Below are 17,682 nucleotides of genomic sequence, written 5' to 3' on the forward strand. Positions count from 1 at the left end.
ATGACAGTAAGTGTGAGGCAATTTCTTCATTGGAAAATATATTATTAAAAGTCTCTTCAAATACTCTGATTTATTTAAAGGCCTTGAATACTCTATCTAATTTCTATTCCTTAGTGGGTCGTGAACAAGAATATGAGGCAAACTACTCTCATTTGATGGAGTTATATCAGACAAAAAATTTTGAGCATCAAGAGTTTTTATTTGGCTACATCAGAGTTCGTTACAACTACGCTCACTACCTAGTGTCAAAGGAAAAATATAACGAAGCCATCCAAGAAGCTCTTGAGACGATTGAACTCTGTAAACAAAGACAGACAAGTTACCAACTAGCTCCTCTACTTATTCTTGTAGGAAATGCTGGAGCCAAATTTCTAGACAAAGAACAAGTCAAAAATTATTATATAGAAGCAAGAGAGTTATGTAAGATTTATAACAATCCTTTAATGTTGATGAAGATAGAAAATTATTTGAAGGAATTAGATACTGTTTAGTTAATCTTGACATTATAGTTTTTCTGAAACGTTAAATAACCTGTAAGGCTGATAGTGAAATGAATACTATCAGCCTTATGATTATGTGACTATTAGTTCGTCTCGCTCCGTTAGGTGCGAGACAAAAAAACCACCCGCTATGCGGGTGCAGTTCATTCAACACCTGATAGTATGCGTTTTTAGGATTTTAAATCCTGATTGCTTAGTCTCTTTTTCATTATAGTTCCGTTTGATTTATAGTTTCATTAATTCTATGGAGATTCATCATTTTGAGTAATAATAGTTCTTCCAGAAGTTAAAGATTTCATTTTATCCTTCAAGTGTCTGTATTAGATAATATGTTCTAAATTCCTTATATCTTGTTAGGATTTGGGTAGAATCATTGATAACAGACTGTTGCAAATCTAGTCAGCTGAATGATTTATATTTATCTATTTTTCTAGTAACCAATCTATGATATTTTTCTTCTCAATACCATTGTAATTTGCTGTTGGCTGAATCGTATCCATTGTTAATAGATATTTTGGGAATTGATCTTTAATGGCTTCTAGTGGTCTAAGTTCTCTTTCTAGTGTTTCTGGAGCAAGTGTTGTTTCACTGACCTGATAATAAGCGTAGTGACCAAGATCAGTTACAACAACAAAATCAACCTCATATTTATCTAAATTACCAACATATACTTGTGAATATCTACGTCTTAATTCCAAATATACCATATTTTCCAAGATATGCCCAATGTCTTCCTTGTGGTCTGGTAATAAGAGATGTCGTAAACCTAAATCAACGGGATAATATTTTTCTAAGCGTTGCAATAATGCTCGACCTTTTACATCAAAACGTGGAACGGAATAAAAAAGTAAGCTGTCTGTCAAAGTCGTCAAATAATTTTCTAAAGTATTATGGGAGATTGAAACATTTTGGCTGACCAGGGTATTGCGAATCTTATTTGTTGATATTAAGCTACCTGTACTACTGAGAAGGGTTCGGACAATGCGCTCAATAATAGTAGGATTTGGATTTCCCAATCTAGTGACAATATCATTTAACAGTATGGAGTTATATATTCCTCTGAGATAGTCAATTTTTTCAGCGTAAGATGATGTTTGCAATAAGTAAGGGAAAGCACTAAAGAGATAACTGTTAAAAATTTCTGTTGTATTCAGATTCTCTGAGAGAGATTGGCCTGATAGGTATTCTTCAAATGACAATGGAAGAATTTCTATCTCAACATACCGACCAGTCAAGTTTGTAGCTAATTGGCTACTCATAAAGTAGGCGTTTGATCCAGTCAAATAGAGGTCAACATTTGGTAGTATAAATAGACTATCTGCTACCAGTTCAAATTTTTCAACATGTTGAATTTCATCTAAAAAGATATAGTATGTTTTCTCTCCAATTAACTGCTCTTTTATATAAGCAAATAATGTTTGAAAATGTCGGAGATCATAGTAACTCAGATCCTCAAAATTGATGGATATGATTTGATCCTCGTCTACCCCAGTTGCTATTAACTCCTCTTTATAGAGTTGAAAGAGAACAGATTTACCAGCTCGCCTAACTCCACTCACAACTTTGATGATTTGTCGGTCACGATGTCTTCTTAAAAAATCTAAATAATGTGGTCTTTTGATATAGTTCATAATAGTTACCTCAAAGATAGTATAATACAAATAGTAACTATTTTCAAATATTTAGAAATAATATTCAATTTATTTGATTATTTCTAAGTATTTAGAAATAATATCACAGGCTTTCTAAATATCTTCAGAAGAGAAAATGCCGATAACAAAAGAATTTGAACTGGCACGAAGTAGCTGTGCATTTGTTGTTGAACTACTACATCATCTTTGTGATACAGTAGTTCGTATTTTTCGCCAAATTTCAATTACATAAGCTCCGAAAACTATAAAGTGATAACCCTTTGATAACCTCTCGATTTTTAAAAGGGTTATATAAATTGTGGTTTCATATCTCAATAATTATTGGTTTTAGCTATAATTTAGTGTAAGTATCATGATGCGAATTTAAGAAAACTCAAAAGCTGTCCAATTCTCTAACCGTTAAGAACGAATTAGAATACAGCATTTACAACACCTATGGCTCAAACTATAGAGTATGTTTTAAATAATTTTTAGTAAAATTTACACCATTACTTTTTAAGATTATGATAAGTGAACCACCAACAGCCATTGGATGTTATAGTAGATTGAAATAAGATATGAACAACTCTACTAGGAAAGTCAAATTAATTTCTAGAAATGTTTTAGTAGCTACAGCGTACTATTCCAAACTCAACTAACTATAGTAGTTGGATCAGTTATTTTCTGTTGAAAGTAGTTCGCTAACTTCATGCCAAACTTCATTATTTAATTCTCAAAAAATTTTTAAAAAAGCGCTTGCAAAAATAAAAAAATGTGATATACTTAATTCATGGATTGTTACTGGTCATGCAGGCAAAACCTAAACAAATACGAGATAAGAAGCGATACTTTGCTTTCTATTTGGTATGTGTTTAGGTTTTTTTGTTACCTATTTTCCGGGAATAAGTAGTCAACTGATGACCAAAAAATATAAGGAGGTCCAATATGGCTAAATATACTGAGTTAGCACAAGATATTATTAATCACGTTGGTGGACGTGAAAATGTGAGTAGCGTTAAACATTGTGTAACACGTTTACGCTTTACACTTAAAGATGAAAGTAAAGCTGATACAGATTATCTCATGAAGCGAGATGGTGTAGTAACAGTTATTAAGGCAGGAGGTCAGTATCAGGTAGTAATAGGGAACCATGTTCCGGATGTTTATGCAGAGGTATTAGCAGTAGGCAGCTTACAAGGTAGTGGGGCAGTAGATGCTGATGAAGAAGATAGTGTTAAGAAGAATCCTTTAGATGCTTTTATTGATATTGTCTCAAGTATCTTCCAACCTTTCCTTGGCCCACTGGCAGCAGCTGGAATTATAAAAGGGATTGTTGCTATTTTAACTGCTTTCTTCGGATGGACTGCTACAAATAATGGAGTTGCTCTAGTTCTGACCGCAGCTGGTGACGGATTTTTCCAATTTTTGCCAATGATGATTGCTTTAAATGCAGCTCGTAAATTTAAAATGAATGAGTTCACCGCTTTAGCAATTGCTGCGTCTTTAGTTTATCCAAACTTAGAAGCAAGTGTTAAGAGTTTGACTGAAGTAGGTGCATCTAACTTTTTTGGAATTCCTTTAAGCATGCCCGCAGGAGGTTATTTATCAACAGTTATTCCAGCTATTCTAGCTGTATGGGTAGCTTCTAGAATTGAAAGATTTATCAAAAAGATTACACCAGATACAGTTAAGCTTTTTGTGGTGCCGTTTGTAACTTTGATTGTTTCAATTCCATTGACTTTCCTACTAGTTGGTCCTATCGCTAATACAGCGTCTGATTTACTAGGGGCATTCTTAAGTTCAGTTTATAATTTTAATCCTATAATTTATGGAGTCCTTCTAGGTACTTTATGGCAAGTGATGGTTATGTTTGGACTTCATTGGGGCCTTGTGCCGTTGGCAATACTTGAACTCACTCAGACTGGTTCAGGAGTCATTCTAGCAGGCGCTTTGTTACCATGTTTTACACAAACAGGTGTCCTTGCAGCAATTATTCTTAAAACGAAAGAAAGCAAGGTAAAAGCAATTTCTACTCCAGCTTTGATTTCTTCAATCTTTGGTGTTACTGAACCAGCTATTTATGGTGTAACGCTTCCAATGCGTACGCCATTTATTATCAGTTGTGTCGTGTCTGGTATTGTTGGTGGATTTGTTGGCATGTTCAACGTAACTATGTATTCAGTAGGTGCTTTGGGAATTTTCCTTTACCCATCTCTTGTTAGTCCGGATGGTAATTTTGGAAGTTTATATGTAGCTTTAGTTGGCACAGCAATTGCTATTATCCTCTCATTTGCAATTCAAATGTTCTTACCAGTCCCAACACTTTTTGAAAAAAATCAGAAGAAAGCAGTCACTGAAGAAACTAAAAACGATAAAGTAGAAGTGGGGAATCAAGTAATTTCAAGTCCAATTGTAGGAAATATTATTCCACTTTCAGAAACACCAGATCCAGTTTTTTCTAGTGGAGCGATGGGACAAGGAGTGGCTATTGAACCAACTATTGGGGAAGTTGTTGCACCAGCAGATGGAACAATTCGTCTTCTCTTCCCTACAAACCATGCTATTGGTCTTGCAACAGATGATGGTGCCGAATTACTGATTCATGTTGGTATGGATACAGTTGAGTTAGATGGATCTGGCTTTAAAGCTCATGTAGTTCAGGGTAATAGAGTTAAAAAGGGTCAATTATTGTTGAGTTTTGATATTGAGTCAATCAAATCAGCAGGCTATTCAGTCACAACACCAATCATAATTACAAATACTAGTAACTATCATAGTGTAAACACAATTGCAAGCGGTAAAGTCAACTTAGATCAAAACTTGCTAGAAATTAGATAGTCTAAATGGAGGTATGGGAGACGATTCAACTTCCATACCTCATTTTTGTGTTATACTATAGATACTAATAATTGGGTGAAGTCATGAAAATTAAAAAAATATTTAATAATAATGTAGTCCTATCTGAAATGAAGGATCAGGAAATCATTGTAATGGGAAGAGGTTTAGCATTTGGTAAGAAAGTTGATGACGAGCTTGATGAAAATAAGATAGATAAACGTTATATTTTGTCTCAAAATCACAGAGAAATTTTTTTTGAAATTCCTGCTGAATTATTAGAGGTTGCAGATAAAGCTATATCTTTTGCTAAATGTACATTAGATAATGCTATTAAAGATACAGCTTTTCTATCATTGGCAGATCATATGTATGGAGTTGAACAAAGAATTCGTGCTGGATTTTTTATGAAGAATTTTCTCATGTGGGATATTAAACGCTTTTTTCCTAAGGAGTATGAGGCGGGACTATATGCTAATGAGCTTTTGAGTTCTTATTTGGGTCAAGAATTGCCTGATGATGAAGCTGGGTTCATGGCGCTAACATTGGTAAATAGTGAGTTAAATTATAAGAATTCAAACGCTCGAGATTTAACACAGTTAATGGAAGAGATTATGACTATCGTGAAATATAGTTTGGAAATTCCATTGGAACAAGATGATATTTATGTTCAACGATTTATCACTCATTTAAAATTTTTTTGTGAGCGTGTATTAACAAATACAAACCAAGAAGAATTGGATGATTCTTTAATGTTTGAGCTAATGTGTAAGAAGTATCCTATTGCATATGAAACAACTAAAAAGATTGCCTTACATCTAGAAAAAACTAGACAGTATTCTATTTCTGATGATGAGCAGTTATATTTAACGATCCATCTCTCTCGTATTCGAAAGAAATAAAAAAGTCATGGAGATTTTTAAATTTCCATGGCTTTTTGTTATTGCAGATGATAATTGTTAAAACTAACGGTTCTAATAAATTAATTTATCTAATTTTTATTGATTAGAATTATTATTCCAATTGCTAAAATCATGATTGATAACTTCTTCTAAATAAAAAATATCGTTAGAGTATGTGAACTTGAGAATTCAACAATTTGTCATTCTATTTTGAATAGTTGTTTGTTCTTACTTTTCCCAGACTCTGGCAAAATTTCGAATAGCTGCTCCATGGGACACAATAAGAATAGAGTTTCCTGTATCTTCCTTCATAAGTGAACAAATAGTGTTATTTATGCGCTCTTGTAAATCTAATTGAGATTCTCCACCATAATAGACGAAGAAATCGTTATAAGGGATAGAGGGATTTAGATTTTCGCTTTCTCCTTCAAAAATACCAAAATTCCATTCTTTGAGACCTTTAATTCGTGTATAAGGTATTTTTCCATCAGTTACAATTTCCAAAGTATCGCACGCGCGCTCAGATTTTGAACTAAAAGCACTGTCAAAGATAATTCCATGTTTTTTGAAATATTCACTTGCTACTTGAGCTTGGTAAATTCCAAAGTCTGTTAGCGGAGAATCACACCAACCTTGTATAAGATGACGTTTGTTGAAAAGAGTGCATTAAATAAAGAGTTTTTTCATCTTAATATCCTACAGTAAATTAAGTTTTCTAAAGGCATTATAAAGTCCATCTTGTCGAACATCATCTGTTATAATATCAGCCATAGCTAGTATTTCAGGACCGCCATTACCCATAGCCACACCAATATGGCAGGCTTCGAGCATTGGAATATCAACTTTAGCATCACCAAAAGCAATTGTATCAGTATGATTCGCTCCTAAATGCTTAAGAATGATGTTAACAGCATGTGCTTTATTAATATCCTTTACCCCTAATTCACCAAATAGAGCTGATTCTCCTCTACCTCCCCAAGTACCAGCTTTTAGGTGTGGGAAAACTTTTTTAGAATCTAAGTGATCTTGGTAGGAATTGAGAATAAAACTAATTTTATTAAGATCGTCTCGGTACAGTTCTCCACCATAAACTAATCCATGTAGCGCATCTTCTGGCTCCATGTTTAAAATTTGGTCTTCACTAGCTCCTTTACCTAAGGCATAGATGCGGAGTATCTGTCTTGCAGCATCACGAAAATTACGGCTCGCAAATAATCCGTTATTACTTTCAATATAGAACTCTAATCCTCTTGATTCAAGCCAATCAACAACTTGTTTGGCAGTCTCATACGGAATCAGTTGATGCATGAGAACTTGATTTTTGTACTCTATGTAGGAACCATTTCCTCCAATGATACCATCGAAGCCAATATCTAAAATTTTGTTTGGCATCTCAGCTTTACTTCGTCCAGTGCAAAGGAATACTAAGTGTCCATTTTTTCGTGATTGTTGGATAGCTATTTTAGCTGAATCGGGTATGTGATTATCGTAGTCAACAATTGTTCCGTCAACATCAAGGAAGATAATTTTTTTCATATTTCTACTCCATTTTTTAGTTTGATTTTACAGTATGATAAAAAATGTTTCTACTGCTATTCTAGCCAATTGTAATACTTTTCTAAGGTAAAATATCTATTTATCTATTTCACCTCTATATTTTCGGGGTGTTGTTTTGTAAATTTTTTTGAATTGTCGATTAAAATTTGATAAGTTTTTAAAACCTACCTCTGAGGAAATTTCTAGAACTGATAGAGTTGAGTGTTGAAGAAGTTCAGTAGCTTTACGTAAACGATAGTGGATAAGATAGTCCATACAACTAACTCCTAAATTTTTTTTAAAGAAATTCATAAAATGTGTTGGACTATAGCCACATAGTTCTGCTAGAAGATTAATTGATAAATCTTCCTGATAGTGTTCGCTTATATAATCAATAATTTTTCTAATTTTTTCTTCTCTACGATAACCATCTATTGATTGTTTACTTGAATAAACGTAATTATATTGAAAGAGAAGATGAAGCAGTTTTAGTAGCTCACTTTTTAATTCTAGTTCAAAAAATGTCTTCCTATAGTATCCTATTTCCATTGAATTAATTAGTGTTTGTCGAATTTCTGTATAACCAGGTTGATTGGGTTTAATCACACGTTTAAAGTCTAGTTGTCCATTATATAGGGGGTGTAAGTAATGAATTGCTGCAAAATCTTTTGTAGAATAACCAATTAAGTCTAATTGAAAGTTGATTGCATCCATATAGTGATAGGTATTCTCAATTGGATGTATAGAATGTAAGGCATTAGGACGAATTAAAATAATATCTCCTTTCTCACTGTTAAAATAGTCTGTATCTATATGGAATCTTGCTTGTCCTTCGTGTACATATATGATTTCCATATCTGTATGCCAGTGAAAAAGAATATCAGGTAGACCATCTTCCATAATAGTCCGGGTAAGAGAATAGGGAATTAATTCATTTTTATAAGGCGTGTTTTTATGTAGTTGTCCAAGATCAATCATAGGTTTCCTCTTAATAGGATAGTATCGTTTTTTACTATTATTGTGCAAGATTTGTCATTTTTATTTAATTATAATATAAGTATAGAAAAAAACAAAGGAGAAAATAAATGAGTAAATTTCCTAAAGAATTTTTATGGGGTGGAGCTACAGCAGCTAACCAATATGAAGGTGCTTATAATGTAGGTGATAAAGGTTTATCGGTTCAGGATGTGACACCTAGGGGCGGAGTTCCAGTAAGTGATAATGATCTAAATCCATTCATTACAGAACTGCCTACAGAAGATAATCTCAAATTGGAAGGAATTGATTTTTATCACCGTTATAAAGAAGATGTTGCTTTATTTGCAGAAATGGGCTTTAAGGTATTTAGAACATCGATTGCATGGTCTCGTATTTTTCCAAATGGTGACGAATTGGAACCAAACGAAGAAGGTTTACAGTTTTATGATAATCTTTTTGACGAACTAGCTAAATATGGAATAGAACCTTTAGTAACATTATCACATTATGAAACTCCACTTCACTTGGCTAAAAAATATAATGGATGGGTTAATCGTGATTTGATTGGTTTTTATGAGCGCTATGTAAGAACTGTTTTCAATCGATATAAAAATAAAGTCAAATATTGGTTGACTTTTAACGAAATCAACTCCGTTTTACATGTTCCTTTTATAAGTGGTGGTATTGCAACTCCAGTCGAGAAATTATCTAAACAAGATCTTTATCAAGCGGTTCATCATGAGTTAGTTGCATCCGCTTTGGCAACGAAAGTTGGACATGAAATCAATCCAGAATTTAAAATTGGATGCATGGTTTTGGCTATGCCAACATATCCTATGACACCGAAGCCAGAAGATGTGCTGGCTGCGCGTGAATTTGAGAATCAGAATTATCTATTTTCAGATATTCATGCTCGCGGTAAATATCCATCATATATTCAAAGATTCTTTAAAGAAAATGATATCAATATCAAATTTGAATCAGGGGATAAGGAGTTATTAGCTGAAAATACTGTGGATTTTATTTCTTTCTCTTATTATATGAGTTCGGTTCAAGCAAATGATCCTGAAAATTATCAATCAAGCATTGGAAATTTATTGGGAGGAATTGCTAATCCTTATTTGGAAAGTTCAGAATGGGGTTGGCAAGTTGACCCTATTGGTTTACGTATAGTGCTGAATAATCTTTATGATCGTTATCAGTTGCCGTTGTTTATTGTTGAAAATGGTTTGGGTGCTAAAGACGTTCTAATTGAAGGTGCGGATGGACCTACTGTTGATGATGACTATAGAATCGATTATCTCAAAAAACATCTACAACAAGTAGGTGAAGCCATTGAGGATGGAGTAGAATTGTTAGGTTATACTACATGGGGATGTATTGATTTAGTATCAGCTTCAACAGCCCAGATGAGTAAGCGTTATGGATTTATTTACGTAGATAGAAATGATGATGGATCTGGAACATTAAATCGCTATAAGAAAAAATCATTTTATTGGTATAAAGAAGTGATTGAAAGTAATGGCGAAACTTTATATGATTGATTCATAAAAAACAAGTTTAGATCCTCATCTAAACTTGTTTTTAAAAATTTGAAGGATGATTTTGGAGGATATGAGATGACATTGACTATTCATGTATATTATAAGGGTGATGGAGATAGTGCAATAAAGTTTGCAAGAGAAATGCTTGATAGTGGCCTTGTTGAAGAAATTAGAAATCAAAAAGGTAACTTGAAATACGAATATTTTTTACCAATTGAAAAAGAGGGAACTATTCTCCTTATTGATCAGTGGACAAATCAAGAAGTTTTAGATGAACATCATCAATCAAAGACAATGCAGAATATCTTAGATTTAAGAAGAAAATATCACTTGCAGATGCAAGTTGAACGTTATATAGAAGATGATTCTGGGATAACAGAAAGTGATAAGTCGTTTATAGACATAGGGAATTAGAATTATTGTGAGAGTTTTTGTAGTTTGAAAGTATTGAAAATCGTATAGATATCATTACGAGAATACAAGAAGATATTGTTCTATTTCAATTTAAAATTACTTCTTTCCTTAACAATAAGGAAAAAGAACGCGTTTTCATCTTTGAGTTTGAAGTTTATAAAATAGGCTAAATGTGCTGAAATTTAGATATTACAGACAAAATAAAATATTTAAAAGCGACAGAGAAACATGGTATAATGTAACTATAGGAGGTAGTATATGTCCTTAGATATAGATAAAGAAAAGATGACAATCATGGGAGTAGCTTTTGAAAACCGCTCCATTTTTAAGAGTGTTTGGTATGCTTTAAGTACAAATATGATTGAAGGATGGCGACCTACGGTTAGTGATGTTGAAAAATTACGAGATGAAGCTCTTGCTCTGGGGATGGCTTAATGAAGCGTAAATGTTATGATTCTTATGACTATATTGATCCGAATAATTTATATACCTATCCAGATTCTTCAGTTCTAAGAAATAAGCAGGAAGAACGAGATGAGCAAAAAGCACGCGATCTTGAATATCGTATGGTTGCTAGTAAGAGTTTGAAATTATTTATCAATCCTACCCCAGTTTATAGTGTAGAAGATATATTGAAAATTCATCAATTTTTGTTTGAAGATATGTATCATTGGGCAGGTGAATTTAGAAAAGTCAATATTTCAAAAAGTGGTAATGCTTTTATGCCGATTCAGTCTTTCGATACAGCACTCACTTACCTTAATAATTTGATAGATAGATTTCATGACAATGCTAATAGTAGAAAAGAAGTCATTCAGTTATTGGTCGAAATTTTAGATAATCTCAATTATTTTCATTCATTCCGTGAGGGAAACGGTAGAACGCAGAGGGAGGTTATTCGCTCTTTAGCTTTAATGAAAGGTTATGAATGTGAAATATCAATCGGTGATGATGATGAGATTTATCACCTGTATATGGATGGTACAGTTTATGGAGACAAAACTAAATTAACGAAGTTATTTGAAAAAATTCTTTTCAAGTTATGAGTTGCTACTGATAGATAGTTAATAGTTTAAAAGTAGTTTGTTTCACAACTGCATAAGCTTAGAAAAGTTGAAAAGGAATAACTCTTTAACATCTTGATTTGTTAAAAGATATTTTGTCCACTACATTTTTTCAATTGAGTATTATTTGTCATAGATAGAACATTGCATTCAGAATAACGAGAAACGCATCAAAAATGGTGCGTTCTGTTTTTATGCTACCATAAAAGGAGGACAACAAATTGAAAATTTTTAAGGGAGAGTTTTATCGAATCTCTGTATTAACAGACAAGTTAGTGAGGCTAGAATACTCTCAAACTGGAAATTTTGAGGATAGAACGACACAACTTATCTACAATAGAGATTTTGGCCAAGTTTCGTTAGATTATATCGAGACATCAAACGTACTAGATATTATGACGGACTATTTTCATCTGCACTTTAATAAAGGAGAATTTAACGCCGAAAATTTATTTATAGAATTAAAAGGAAATTTTGCCGTATATGGTAGTCGCTGGTATTTTGGTGAATCTATTGAAACGTTAAAAGGAACAGCTCGGACTCTGGATGAGGCAGATGGAGCAATCTCGTTAGAAGATGGAATTATTAGCCGAAATGGTATAGCCTTATTGGATGATTCTCAAGGATTTATTTGGGATGAACAGTCTGGTTATATTGAGAGAGAAAATCAAATTGACCTCTATTTCTTTGCCTATGGGCATGATTATAGAGGAGCAATCAGAGACTTTTACCATTTGACTGGTTCAACACCCTTGTTGCCAAGATATGCTTTAGGCAATTGGTGGAGTAGGTATTGGCCTTATACGTCGGATGAATACTTGGATTTAATAGACAGATTTAAAACAGAGAACATTCCATTATCTATCGGTGTGTTAGATATGGATTGGCATATCACTGACATTCCAGCTCGTTTTGGAAGTGGCTGGACAGGATATAGTTGGAATAGAAACTTAATACCTAATCCAGAACAGTTATTGCAACAACTTCATGATAGGAAGTTAAAACTCTCCTTAAATGTCCATCCTGCTGATGGTATACGGGCTTATGAAGAAGCTTATCCTCAAGTCGCAAAACGATTGGGGTTAAATGTAGAACTAGAAGAACCTGCTATTTTTGATTTTTTTAATCCCTCTTTTAGGGAAGCTTACTTTAAAGATGTTCATTATGAGCTAGAAAAGCAGGGAGTAGATTTTTGGTGGATTGACTGGCAACAAGGGACACAAGGTATGTTGGATCCACTGTGGCTTTTAAACCATTATCATTATCAGGATAGTTGTAAAAATGCAGAAGGTGGCTTGATTTTATCAAGGTATGCAGGTCCTGGTAGTCACCGCTACCCTGTTGGTTTTTCAGGAGATACCATTATTAGTTGGAATTCCTTAAGATTTCAACCTTATTTTACAGCGACAGCATCAAATATCGGTTATAGTTGGTGGAGCCATGATATCGGTGGGCACATGCTGGGGGATTATGACGAGGAGCTACAAACTAGATGGCTACAGTTTGGCGTTTTTAGTCCGATAACTCGCTTACATAGTTCTAGAAGTCCCTTTAATAGTAAAGAACCTTGGTTTTTTTCAGAAACAACATCTAAGATTATGAAGAAATACCTTCGTTTGAGACATCAGATGATTCCATATCTATATACCATGAATGTAAAGACACATGAGGAAGGTGCCCCATTAATCAGTCCAATCTATTATTTCTACCCAGAGAATGATGAGAGCTATAATGTTCCAAACCAATACTTTTTTGGAACAGAACTGATGGTGGCTCCCATTGTAGAAAAGATGGATTTGACATTCCAATCTGCAAAAGTGGATGTATGGTTCCCTGAAGGTGAATGGTATGACTTCTTTTCAGAGAAAAAATATACAGGTGGTGTGAAGTTGAGTGTTTATAGAGACATTTCGACTATACCTGTGTTTGCAAAAAGTGGTGCAATCATTCCCTTGGTTGGTTCTGAGATAGATATGGGTGTTGATTTACCTGAAGTTGTAGATTGGTATGTATTCCCAGGCAAACAACATTCTTTTGAAATGATTGAAGATCAAAATGGTCAAAGATATAAAACAAGATTATCAATCGATTGGGAAATGGGGATGGTAGAGTTAACATTACAAGGAGATTCTAGTATCGTTCCAAACAATAGAAAACATAGAATTCATTTTAAAGGAACGAATGTGTCTATCATTGAATTGCCAAATAAGAATGATACAGCTAGATTTGAATGGAAAGATAATAAAAGGACATCCCTAAATGACGAAGTTTTTAGACTACTAAAGACGGCTTCTCTTCCATATGAATTAAAAGATAGATTGTTAAATCAATTCATCAATGCCAAAAATTCTCATGACTTAATGAATATCTTGCATCGTCAGGACGAGGAATTGAGAGGGCGTTTGTTGGAAATGATATTTACTAGCGAAAACTAATTGAAATAATTAGAAAGTCATTTGTTTAGTGTATATGAAGCTTCGGTATGGTATTTGTTATCATTGGTCACATTGAAAATGTGAAATAAGCACCTACAACATAGACTTTACAACACTTCATGTTTCATATCATGGAGTGTTTTTCTATTTAAGTCAAAGCCAATCAAAAAATCTCACTATTCATCAGGCTAAAAGAAACCTAATCATAGTGAGATTGTGAATTATAGTAATTTTTGTATCGCCTCTTCAATTTGTTTGGGGTCTGTTTTTGAAGAGAAGCGCTCCAAGACCTGCCCATCACGACCGATGAGAAACTTAGCGAAATTCCATTCGATTCGTTTTCCTAGTGGGCCAGATTTTTGGTCTGTTAACCAAACATAGAGAGGGTCTGTCTCCTTGCCGTTGACCTTAATCTTGGCAAAACGTGGGAAGGTGGTTTGATAGTTTAGGCTACAGAAGCTGTTGATTTCCTCTGAGCTGCCGGGTGCTTGTCCCATAAACTGATTACAAGGGAAGTCTAAGATTTCAAAACCTTGTTCTTGATAGCGGTCATAGAGTTCTTGAAGTCCCTGGTACTGGGGCGTTAAACCACATCCAGTAGCAGTGTTGACAACCAAGAGAACTTTCCCACGATAGGCATCTAGTGGAGTTTCTTGATTGTCTTGGTTCAAGACTGAAAAATCGTATAGTGAAGTCATTGCTTGCTTTTCTCCTTCTGATTGGTATTTTTAGGAGTTTTTTCCTCCTGTAGTGATAGAAATCCGTAGGTCAGGGTTCCAAAAATGCTACCGATAATCAGGCCATACATTAGGAAAGGAACACTTTTATCGAATTGCACGAGCAACTTCCCAAAATCTGAAAAGGACATCTGCTGAACGAAGACTTTATGAAAGATGAGTAGGGTAAAGAGGCCAATCTGAATACCGATAAACACAATCCAGCTTCGGAATTTGATTTGGCCTTTGCTGTAGGTTTTGAGGATAATTTCTGACTTGTCATCTTTTTCCAGCTGGAGTTCTTTGACGACTCTTTGAGTTTTTAAAGTAATGAAAAAAATGAGTCCAGAGTAAACGTAGGGCATGGCATAGCGAACGGCTTCTATGAAGCGTCCAAATAACAGATAAAACAAGAAGAGAAAGAAGGAAGAATAAACGATTTGGACCATGGAACGGGCACAGGCTTTGTAGATAATCTCTTGCCGGCATTCATCAAAAGGGCCTTGGATATGAAAGAGATTTCGAAGTAGGCGAGTGGTGAAGTCTTCTTTTTTCATGTTAGTAATCTCCTAGATGAGTGGTTTTACTGACTTTCTTTTACGAATTGATAGAGATAATAAAGATAAGTGATAGAAGAAAGGCTAGCGATAGTCAGCAGTAAATAATATTTCCAACCGCTTGAGATGAGCATCAGTTGTGGTAAAGATAGAATCATAAAGTACAGTGCTAAGTTGAGTATGCGTGTTTTTTGGGAGTCAATCTTTAGATAAGTTAGCCCTTTGTTAAGTGCTGGAATAAAGACTAGCCCGAGGAATATCTCGCTGATTGGCAAGTTCCCTGAAACGATGATGAAGATGAGCAGGGAACTGAACAAAAGATGATAGGTAAGTAAAGTTACTAGTGATTTCATAAGGCACCTCCTAATCCTGGTCTTTTTTAGCTCTTGCAATACGAAGTGAGTCGACAATATGTATCATCACTCCGAAAAAGAAAGCTCCCAGTATAGTTTTAAAAATATGTTTTGTATTTAGAAGAGAACTGATAAAATTTGGATTTTCACTTGTTAGGGTATCAATGAGTGGAATTATAAAAAATATCACTGTTCCATAAATCGAACCTGCTTTCAGACCAGGATAACGTAACTGTTTCTGTTCTTTTTTCATGAGTTTCCTCCTAATCATTATCCTGATTTTTCTTGGCTTTTGCAATGCGACGGGAGATGATAATTTGTATAATCACTCCGAAGAAGAAAGATTGGAGAATACTTGAAAAAATATTTTTAAAAGTGAGAAGAGACTGAAGATAGTCCTGACTCTCACCTAGCAGTATATGGAGAAGAGGGGTTGAAAAAAAACTCATTAATCCATAGAGTAGACCTGCTTTCATACCAGGGTAGTGTAGTTGCTTGCTTTCTTTCTCGCTCAGCATATCTGGATCAATAGCTGTAATCCCTGTTTTTTTGGTTTGGGAGAGCACATAGAGAGCAGAAATCATCGAAATGCCGAATACCACAAGAGGATAGCCGATAGCGACAATTTGTGGGTATTTATAAGCGAGGACAAAGGGGATGAGATTTCCAAATGTCATCAGATAAAAGAGGATGATAAAGACTTGATTGCCGATACGATCAGCCTCGCGTCGTTTGTGTTCATCAAGTGGTCCTGAAATGCCATAAATGCGTTTGATCAGTTTTTCCGTGAAGGTTTCTTTTTTCATAAGTTTGCTCCTTTTTTAAAAATTATCCTACCAAAAGAGACTGTTGAGGTCAGTTTGGAGGCTGCGGGCGAGATTGAGACAGAGTTCCAAGGTTGGATTGTACTTGTCGTTTTCAATCATATTGATGGTCTGTCTCGAGACACCGATATCCTTGGCTAGTTCTAGCTGGGAAATGCCCAGTTCCTTGCGAAATTCTTTCACACGATTCATCTGGTCTCCTTTCTGATTTATGTCGTATATATTTGACTATATTATATTCTTTTAAATATAAAGTGTCAAGTATTTTTGACATATTTTTTGAAGAAATAGTAGTCTCCTTGTCCGATTATCACATTAAAATGAAAGCTCTTCTAGGCATAAGAAAACACCTCTGTGTTATACTTGTTGTTCAACCACAAACACAAGAAAGGTACAGAGATGCAAGAAAATTATACTACAAAAGGTAAACATTTGACAATCGATAGCCGCCGCTTAATCGAAAGATGGAAAAAAGAAGGGAAATCAAATAGAGAAATTGCCTTTCTGCTTGGAAAAGTTCCTCAAACTATCCACACTGAAATCAAGCGTGGGACAGTCCGACAATGTCTTGGAAAAGGGTGCTTCAAAGAGGTTTATTCTGCCGACTATGCTCAACAGTCTTATGAAAACAATCGCAAGCGCTCGGTCAAGAAATCAAGCTTGACCAAGGAACTAAAGGAAAAGATTCTCCACTATCATAACCAAAAATTTTCGCTTGATAAGAAACAGGCTAGCACCAACTTTAAACCTGCTGGTCAATCCATCGAACAGCGGCCTGAAGCTATAAATCTTCGCTTGGAGAATGGGCATTATGATACTCAATCATTTTCAAAAAGCAACCTTGTCCATTGTCTGCTGACAGTGGACTTTAAAACGCTTTTTTCCAGTCCTTGAATAACTTCTTGAAGCTTATCAATGACGGCTTCCAATGTTTGGAAAGCCTTGTTTTTAAAACCTCGTTTTCGAATTTCTTTCCAGACTTGTTCAATAGGGTTCATTTCTGGTGTATAAGGTGGGATAAAAGCCAACTCAATATTACTTGGAATCTCTAAGGTACTTGATTTATGCCATATAGCATTATCCATGACAAGTAAAATATAGTCATCTGGATAAGCTTGTGAGACTTGCCGTAGAAATTCATTGATCCACTCAGTATTGCATCCTCCAGCAATGAGGAAAAAGGAATCTCCTGTCTGAGCATCTACTGCCCCATAACAATAGCGATATTCTCGCATATAATGACTAGGAATGCTAGGTCGGATTCCTTGAGGAGCCCAACAAGAACGCATCTTACTGATTCTTCCGAAACCAGCTTCATCTTGGTACATCAAACGTACTTTGTTATAAGTCCCCTCTTCTTTAAAGCGCTTACTTAAGGTCTCGAATGTAGATT

The 17,682-nt window shown here is 34.6% G+C and carries 17 protein-coding genes and 3 pseudogenes; 9 read left to right on the forward strand and 11 right to left on the reverse strand.

Annotated features, from left to right (window positions below; all coding sequences use genetic code 11):
• Window positions 1-491: pseudogene (locus HT687_RS01620) on the forward strand (XRE family transcriptional regulator); the annotation flags it as partial.
• 431 nt (window positions 492-922) lie between these two features.
• Here HT687_RS01620 and HT687_RS01625 read toward each other — a convergent pair.
• Window positions 923-2,131, reverse strand: a complete 1,209-nt coding sequence (locus HT687_RS01625; protein WP_172924049.1) for an ATP-binding protein — start codon at window positions 2,129-2,131, stop codon at window positions 923-925.
• A gap of 945 nt (window positions 2,132-3,076) precedes the next feature.
• On the opposite strand from HT687_RS01625, the gene HT687_RS01630 reads away from it, so the two are divergent.
• Both HT687_RS01630 and HT687_RS01635 read left to right on the forward strand, forming a co-directional pair.
• On the forward strand, window positions 3,077-4,969 hold the full coding sequence (locus HT687_RS01630) for a beta-glucoside-specific PTS transporter subunit IIABC (protein ID WP_023937279.1): 1,893 nt from the start codon (window positions 3,077-3,079) through the stop codon (window positions 4,967-4,969).
• 83 nt (window positions 4,970-5,052) lie between these two features.
• Window positions 5,053-5,868, forward strand: coding sequence for a PRD domain-containing protein (locus HT687_RS01635; protein WP_023937280.1), 816 nt, complete (start codon window positions 5,053-5,055; stop codon window positions 5,866-5,868).
• 96 nt (window positions 5,869-5,964) lie between these two features.
• Here the strand turns inward: HT687_RS01635 and HT687_RS01640 are convergent.
• The 3 genes and pseudogenes from HT687_RS01640 to HT687_RS01650 all read right to left on the reverse strand — a co-directional run bounded on the left by HT687_RS01640 (window position 5,965) and on the right by HT687_RS01650 (window position 8,382).
• A pseudogene (locus tag HT687_RS01640) lies at window positions 5,965-6,535 on the reverse strand (histidine phosphatase family protein).
• Window positions 6,536-6,564: 29 nt separating this feature from the next.
• Window positions 6,565-7,404 carry an HAD family hydrolase gene (locus HT687_RS01645; protein ID WP_023937281.1) on the reverse strand — a complete coding sequence of 280 codons (840 nt, stop codon included), beginning with the start codon at window positions 7,402-7,404 and terminating at the stop codon, window positions 6,565-6,567.
• Between the two features lie 96 nt (window positions 7,405-7,500).
• Window positions 7,501-8,382 (reverse strand): AraC family transcriptional regulator, encoded by an 882-nt coding sequence (locus HT687_RS01650; protein WP_023937282.1) that lies wholly within the window; start codon window positions 8,380-8,382, stop codon window positions 7,501-7,503.
• 107 nt (window positions 8,383-8,489) lie between these two features.
• On the opposite strand from HT687_RS01650, the gene HT687_RS01655 reads away from it, so the two are divergent.
• From HT687_RS01655 to HT687_RS01675, 5 genes are all read left to right on the forward strand, one after another.
• A complete protein-coding gene (locus tag HT687_RS01655; protein WP_023937283.1) occupies window positions 8,490-9,926 on the forward strand; it encodes a glycoside hydrolase family 1 protein in 1,437 nt (478 codons plus the stop codon).
• Between the two features lie 75 nt (window positions 9,927-10,001).
• Window positions 10,002-10,340: a putative quinol monooxygenase gene (locus HT687_RS01660; RefSeq protein WP_031233762.1), complete on the forward strand. Its 339-nt coding sequence runs from the start codon at window positions 10,002-10,004 to the stop codon at window positions 10,338-10,340.
• Between the two features lie 258 nt (window positions 10,341-10,598).
• Window positions 10,599-10,775, forward strand: a complete 177-nt coding sequence (locus HT687_RS01665) for a hypothetical protein (RefSeq protein ID WP_023937285.1) — start codon at window positions 10,599-10,601, stop codon at window positions 10,773-10,775.
• Entirely contained in the window at window positions 10,775-11,386 is a 612-nt protein-coding gene (locus HT687_RS01670; protein ID WP_023937286.1) for a Fic family protein, read from the forward strand. Before HT687_RS01665 ends, HT687_RS01670 begins: the two co-directional genes overlap by 1 nt.
• Before the next feature lie 239 nt (window positions 11,387-11,625).
• A complete protein-coding gene (locus tag HT687_RS01675) occupies window positions 11,626-13,839 on the forward strand; it encodes a TIM-barrel domain-containing protein (protein WP_023937287.1) in 2,214 nt (737 codons plus the stop codon).
• A gap of 221 nt (window positions 13,840-14,060) precedes the next feature.
• On the opposite strand, the gene HT687_RS01680 is transcribed toward HT687_RS01675, so the two are convergent.
• Genes HT687_RS01680 through HT687_RS01705 form a run of 6 tightly spaced genes read right to left on the reverse strand, consistent with a single transcriptional unit; the run spans window position 14,061 to window position 16,481 of the window.
• Window positions 14,061-14,537 (reverse strand): glutathione peroxidase, encoded by a 477-nt coding sequence (locus HT687_RS01680; RefSeq protein ID WP_023937288.1) that lies wholly within the window; start codon window positions 14,535-14,537, stop codon window positions 14,061-14,063.
• The gene (locus tag HT687_RS01685; protein ID WP_023937289.1) at window positions 14,534-15,112 is read right to left on the reverse strand and encodes a DUF3278 domain-containing protein; all 579 of its coding nucleotides are present in this window, start codon (window positions 15,110-15,112) and stop codon (window positions 14,534-14,536) included. The genes HT687_RS01680 and HT687_RS01685 overlap by 4 nt, the downstream gene beginning before the upstream one ends.
• 26 nt (window positions 15,113-15,138) lie before the next feature.
• On the reverse strand, window positions 15,139-15,465 hold the full coding sequence (locus HT687_RS01690) for a hypothetical protein (protein ID WP_000839388.1): 327 nt from the start codon (window positions 15,463-15,465) through the stop codon (window positions 15,139-15,141).
• Window positions 15,466-15,475: 10 nt separating this feature from the next.
• Window positions 15,476-15,718: a hypothetical protein gene (locus tag HT687_RS01695; RefSeq protein ID WP_000712156.1), complete on the reverse strand. Its 243-nt coding sequence runs from the start codon at window positions 15,716-15,718 to the stop codon at window positions 15,476-15,478.
• A 10-nt stretch (window positions 15,719-15,728) separates the two neighbouring features.
• Complete coding sequence (locus HT687_RS01700; RefSeq protein WP_000712340.1) at window positions 15,729-16,271, reverse strand: DUF3278 domain-containing protein; 543 nt, start codon at window positions 16,269-16,271, stop codon at window positions 15,729-15,731.
• A gap of 27 nt (window positions 16,272-16,298) precedes the next feature.
• A complete protein-coding gene (locus HT687_RS01705; RefSeq protein ID WP_031233763.1) occupies window positions 16,299-16,481 on the reverse strand; it encodes a helix-turn-helix transcriptional regulator in 183 nt (60 codons plus the stop codon).
• Between the two features lie 207 nt (window positions 16,482-16,688).
• On the opposite strand from HT687_RS01705, the pseudogene HT687_RS01710 reads away from it, so the two are divergent.
• A pseudogene (locus HT687_RS01710) lies at window positions 16,689-17,105 on the forward strand (helix-turn-helix domain-containing protein); the annotation flags it as partial.
• Window positions 17,106-17,107: 2 nt separating this feature from the next.
• Here HT687_RS01710 and HT687_RS01715 read toward each other — a convergent pair.
• The coding region (locus HT687_RS01715; protein ID WP_172924050.1) for an IS630 family transposase at window positions 17,108-17,682 on the reverse strand (575 nt) is incomplete at its 5' end.

The organism is Streptococcus sp. 1449 (assembly GCF_013276805.1).
GTDB classification, from domain to species: Bacteria; Bacillota; Bacilli; order Lactobacillales; family Streptococcaceae; genus Streptococcus; species Streptococcus pseudopneumoniae.

Bases quoted from the DNA above. Each gene is read 5' to 3' on its own strand.
- HT687_RS01625 (WP_172924049.1), bottom strand. From the start codon at position 2,131: ATGAACTATATCAAAAGACCACATTATTTAGATTTTTTAAGAAGACAT.
- HT687_RS01630 (WP_023937279.1), top strand. From the start codon at position 3,077: ATGGCTAAATATACTGAGTTAGCACAAGATATTATTAATCACGTTGGT.
- HT687_RS01635 (WP_023937280.1), top strand. From the start codon at position 5,053: ATGAAAATTAAAAAAATATTTAATAATAATGTAGTCCTATCTGAAATG.
- HT687_RS01645 (WP_023937281.1), bottom strand. From the start codon at position 7,404: ATGAAAAAAATTATCTTCCTTGATGTTGACGGAACAATTGTTGACTAC.
- HT687_RS01650 (WP_023937282.1), bottom strand. From the start codon at position 8,382: ATGATTGATCTTGGACAACTACATAAAAACACGCCTTATAAAAATGAA.
- HT687_RS01655 (WP_023937283.1), top strand. From the start codon at position 8,490: ATGAGTAAATTTCCTAAAGAATTTTTATGGGGTGGAGCTACAGCAGCT.
- HT687_RS01660 (WP_031233762.1), top strand. From the start codon at position 10,002: ATGACATTGACTATTCATGTATATTATAAGGGTGATGGAGATAGTGCA.
- HT687_RS01665 (WP_023937285.1), top strand. From the start codon at position 10,599: ATGTCCTTAGATATAGATAAAGAAAAGATGACAATCATGGGAGTAGCT.
- HT687_RS01670 (WP_023937286.1), top strand. From the start codon at position 10,775: ATGAAGCGTAAATGTTATGATTCTTATGACTATATTGATCCGAATAAT.
- HT687_RS01680 (WP_023937288.1), bottom strand. From the start codon at position 14,537: ATGACTTCACTATACGATTTTTCAGTCTTGAACCAAGACAATCAAGAA.
- HT687_RS01685 (WP_023937289.1), bottom strand. From the start codon at position 15,112: ATGAAAAAAGAAGACTTCACCACTCGCCTACTTCGAAATCTCTTTCAT.
- HT687_RS01690 (WP_000839388.1), bottom strand. From the start codon at position 15,465: ATGAAATCACTAGTAACTTTACTTACCTATCATCTTTTGTTCAGTTCC.
- HT687_RS01695 (WP_000712156.1), bottom strand. From the start codon at position 15,718: ATGAAAAAAGAACAGAAACAGTTACGTTATCCTGGTCTGAAAGCAGGT.
- HT687_RS01700 (WP_000712340.1), bottom strand. From the start codon at position 16,271: ATGAAAAAAGAAACCTTCACGGAAAAACTGATCAAACGCATTTATGGC.
- HT687_RS01705 (WP_031233763.1), bottom strand. From the start codon at position 16,481: ATGAATCGTGTGAAAGAATTTCGCAAGGAACTGGGCATTTCCCAGCTA.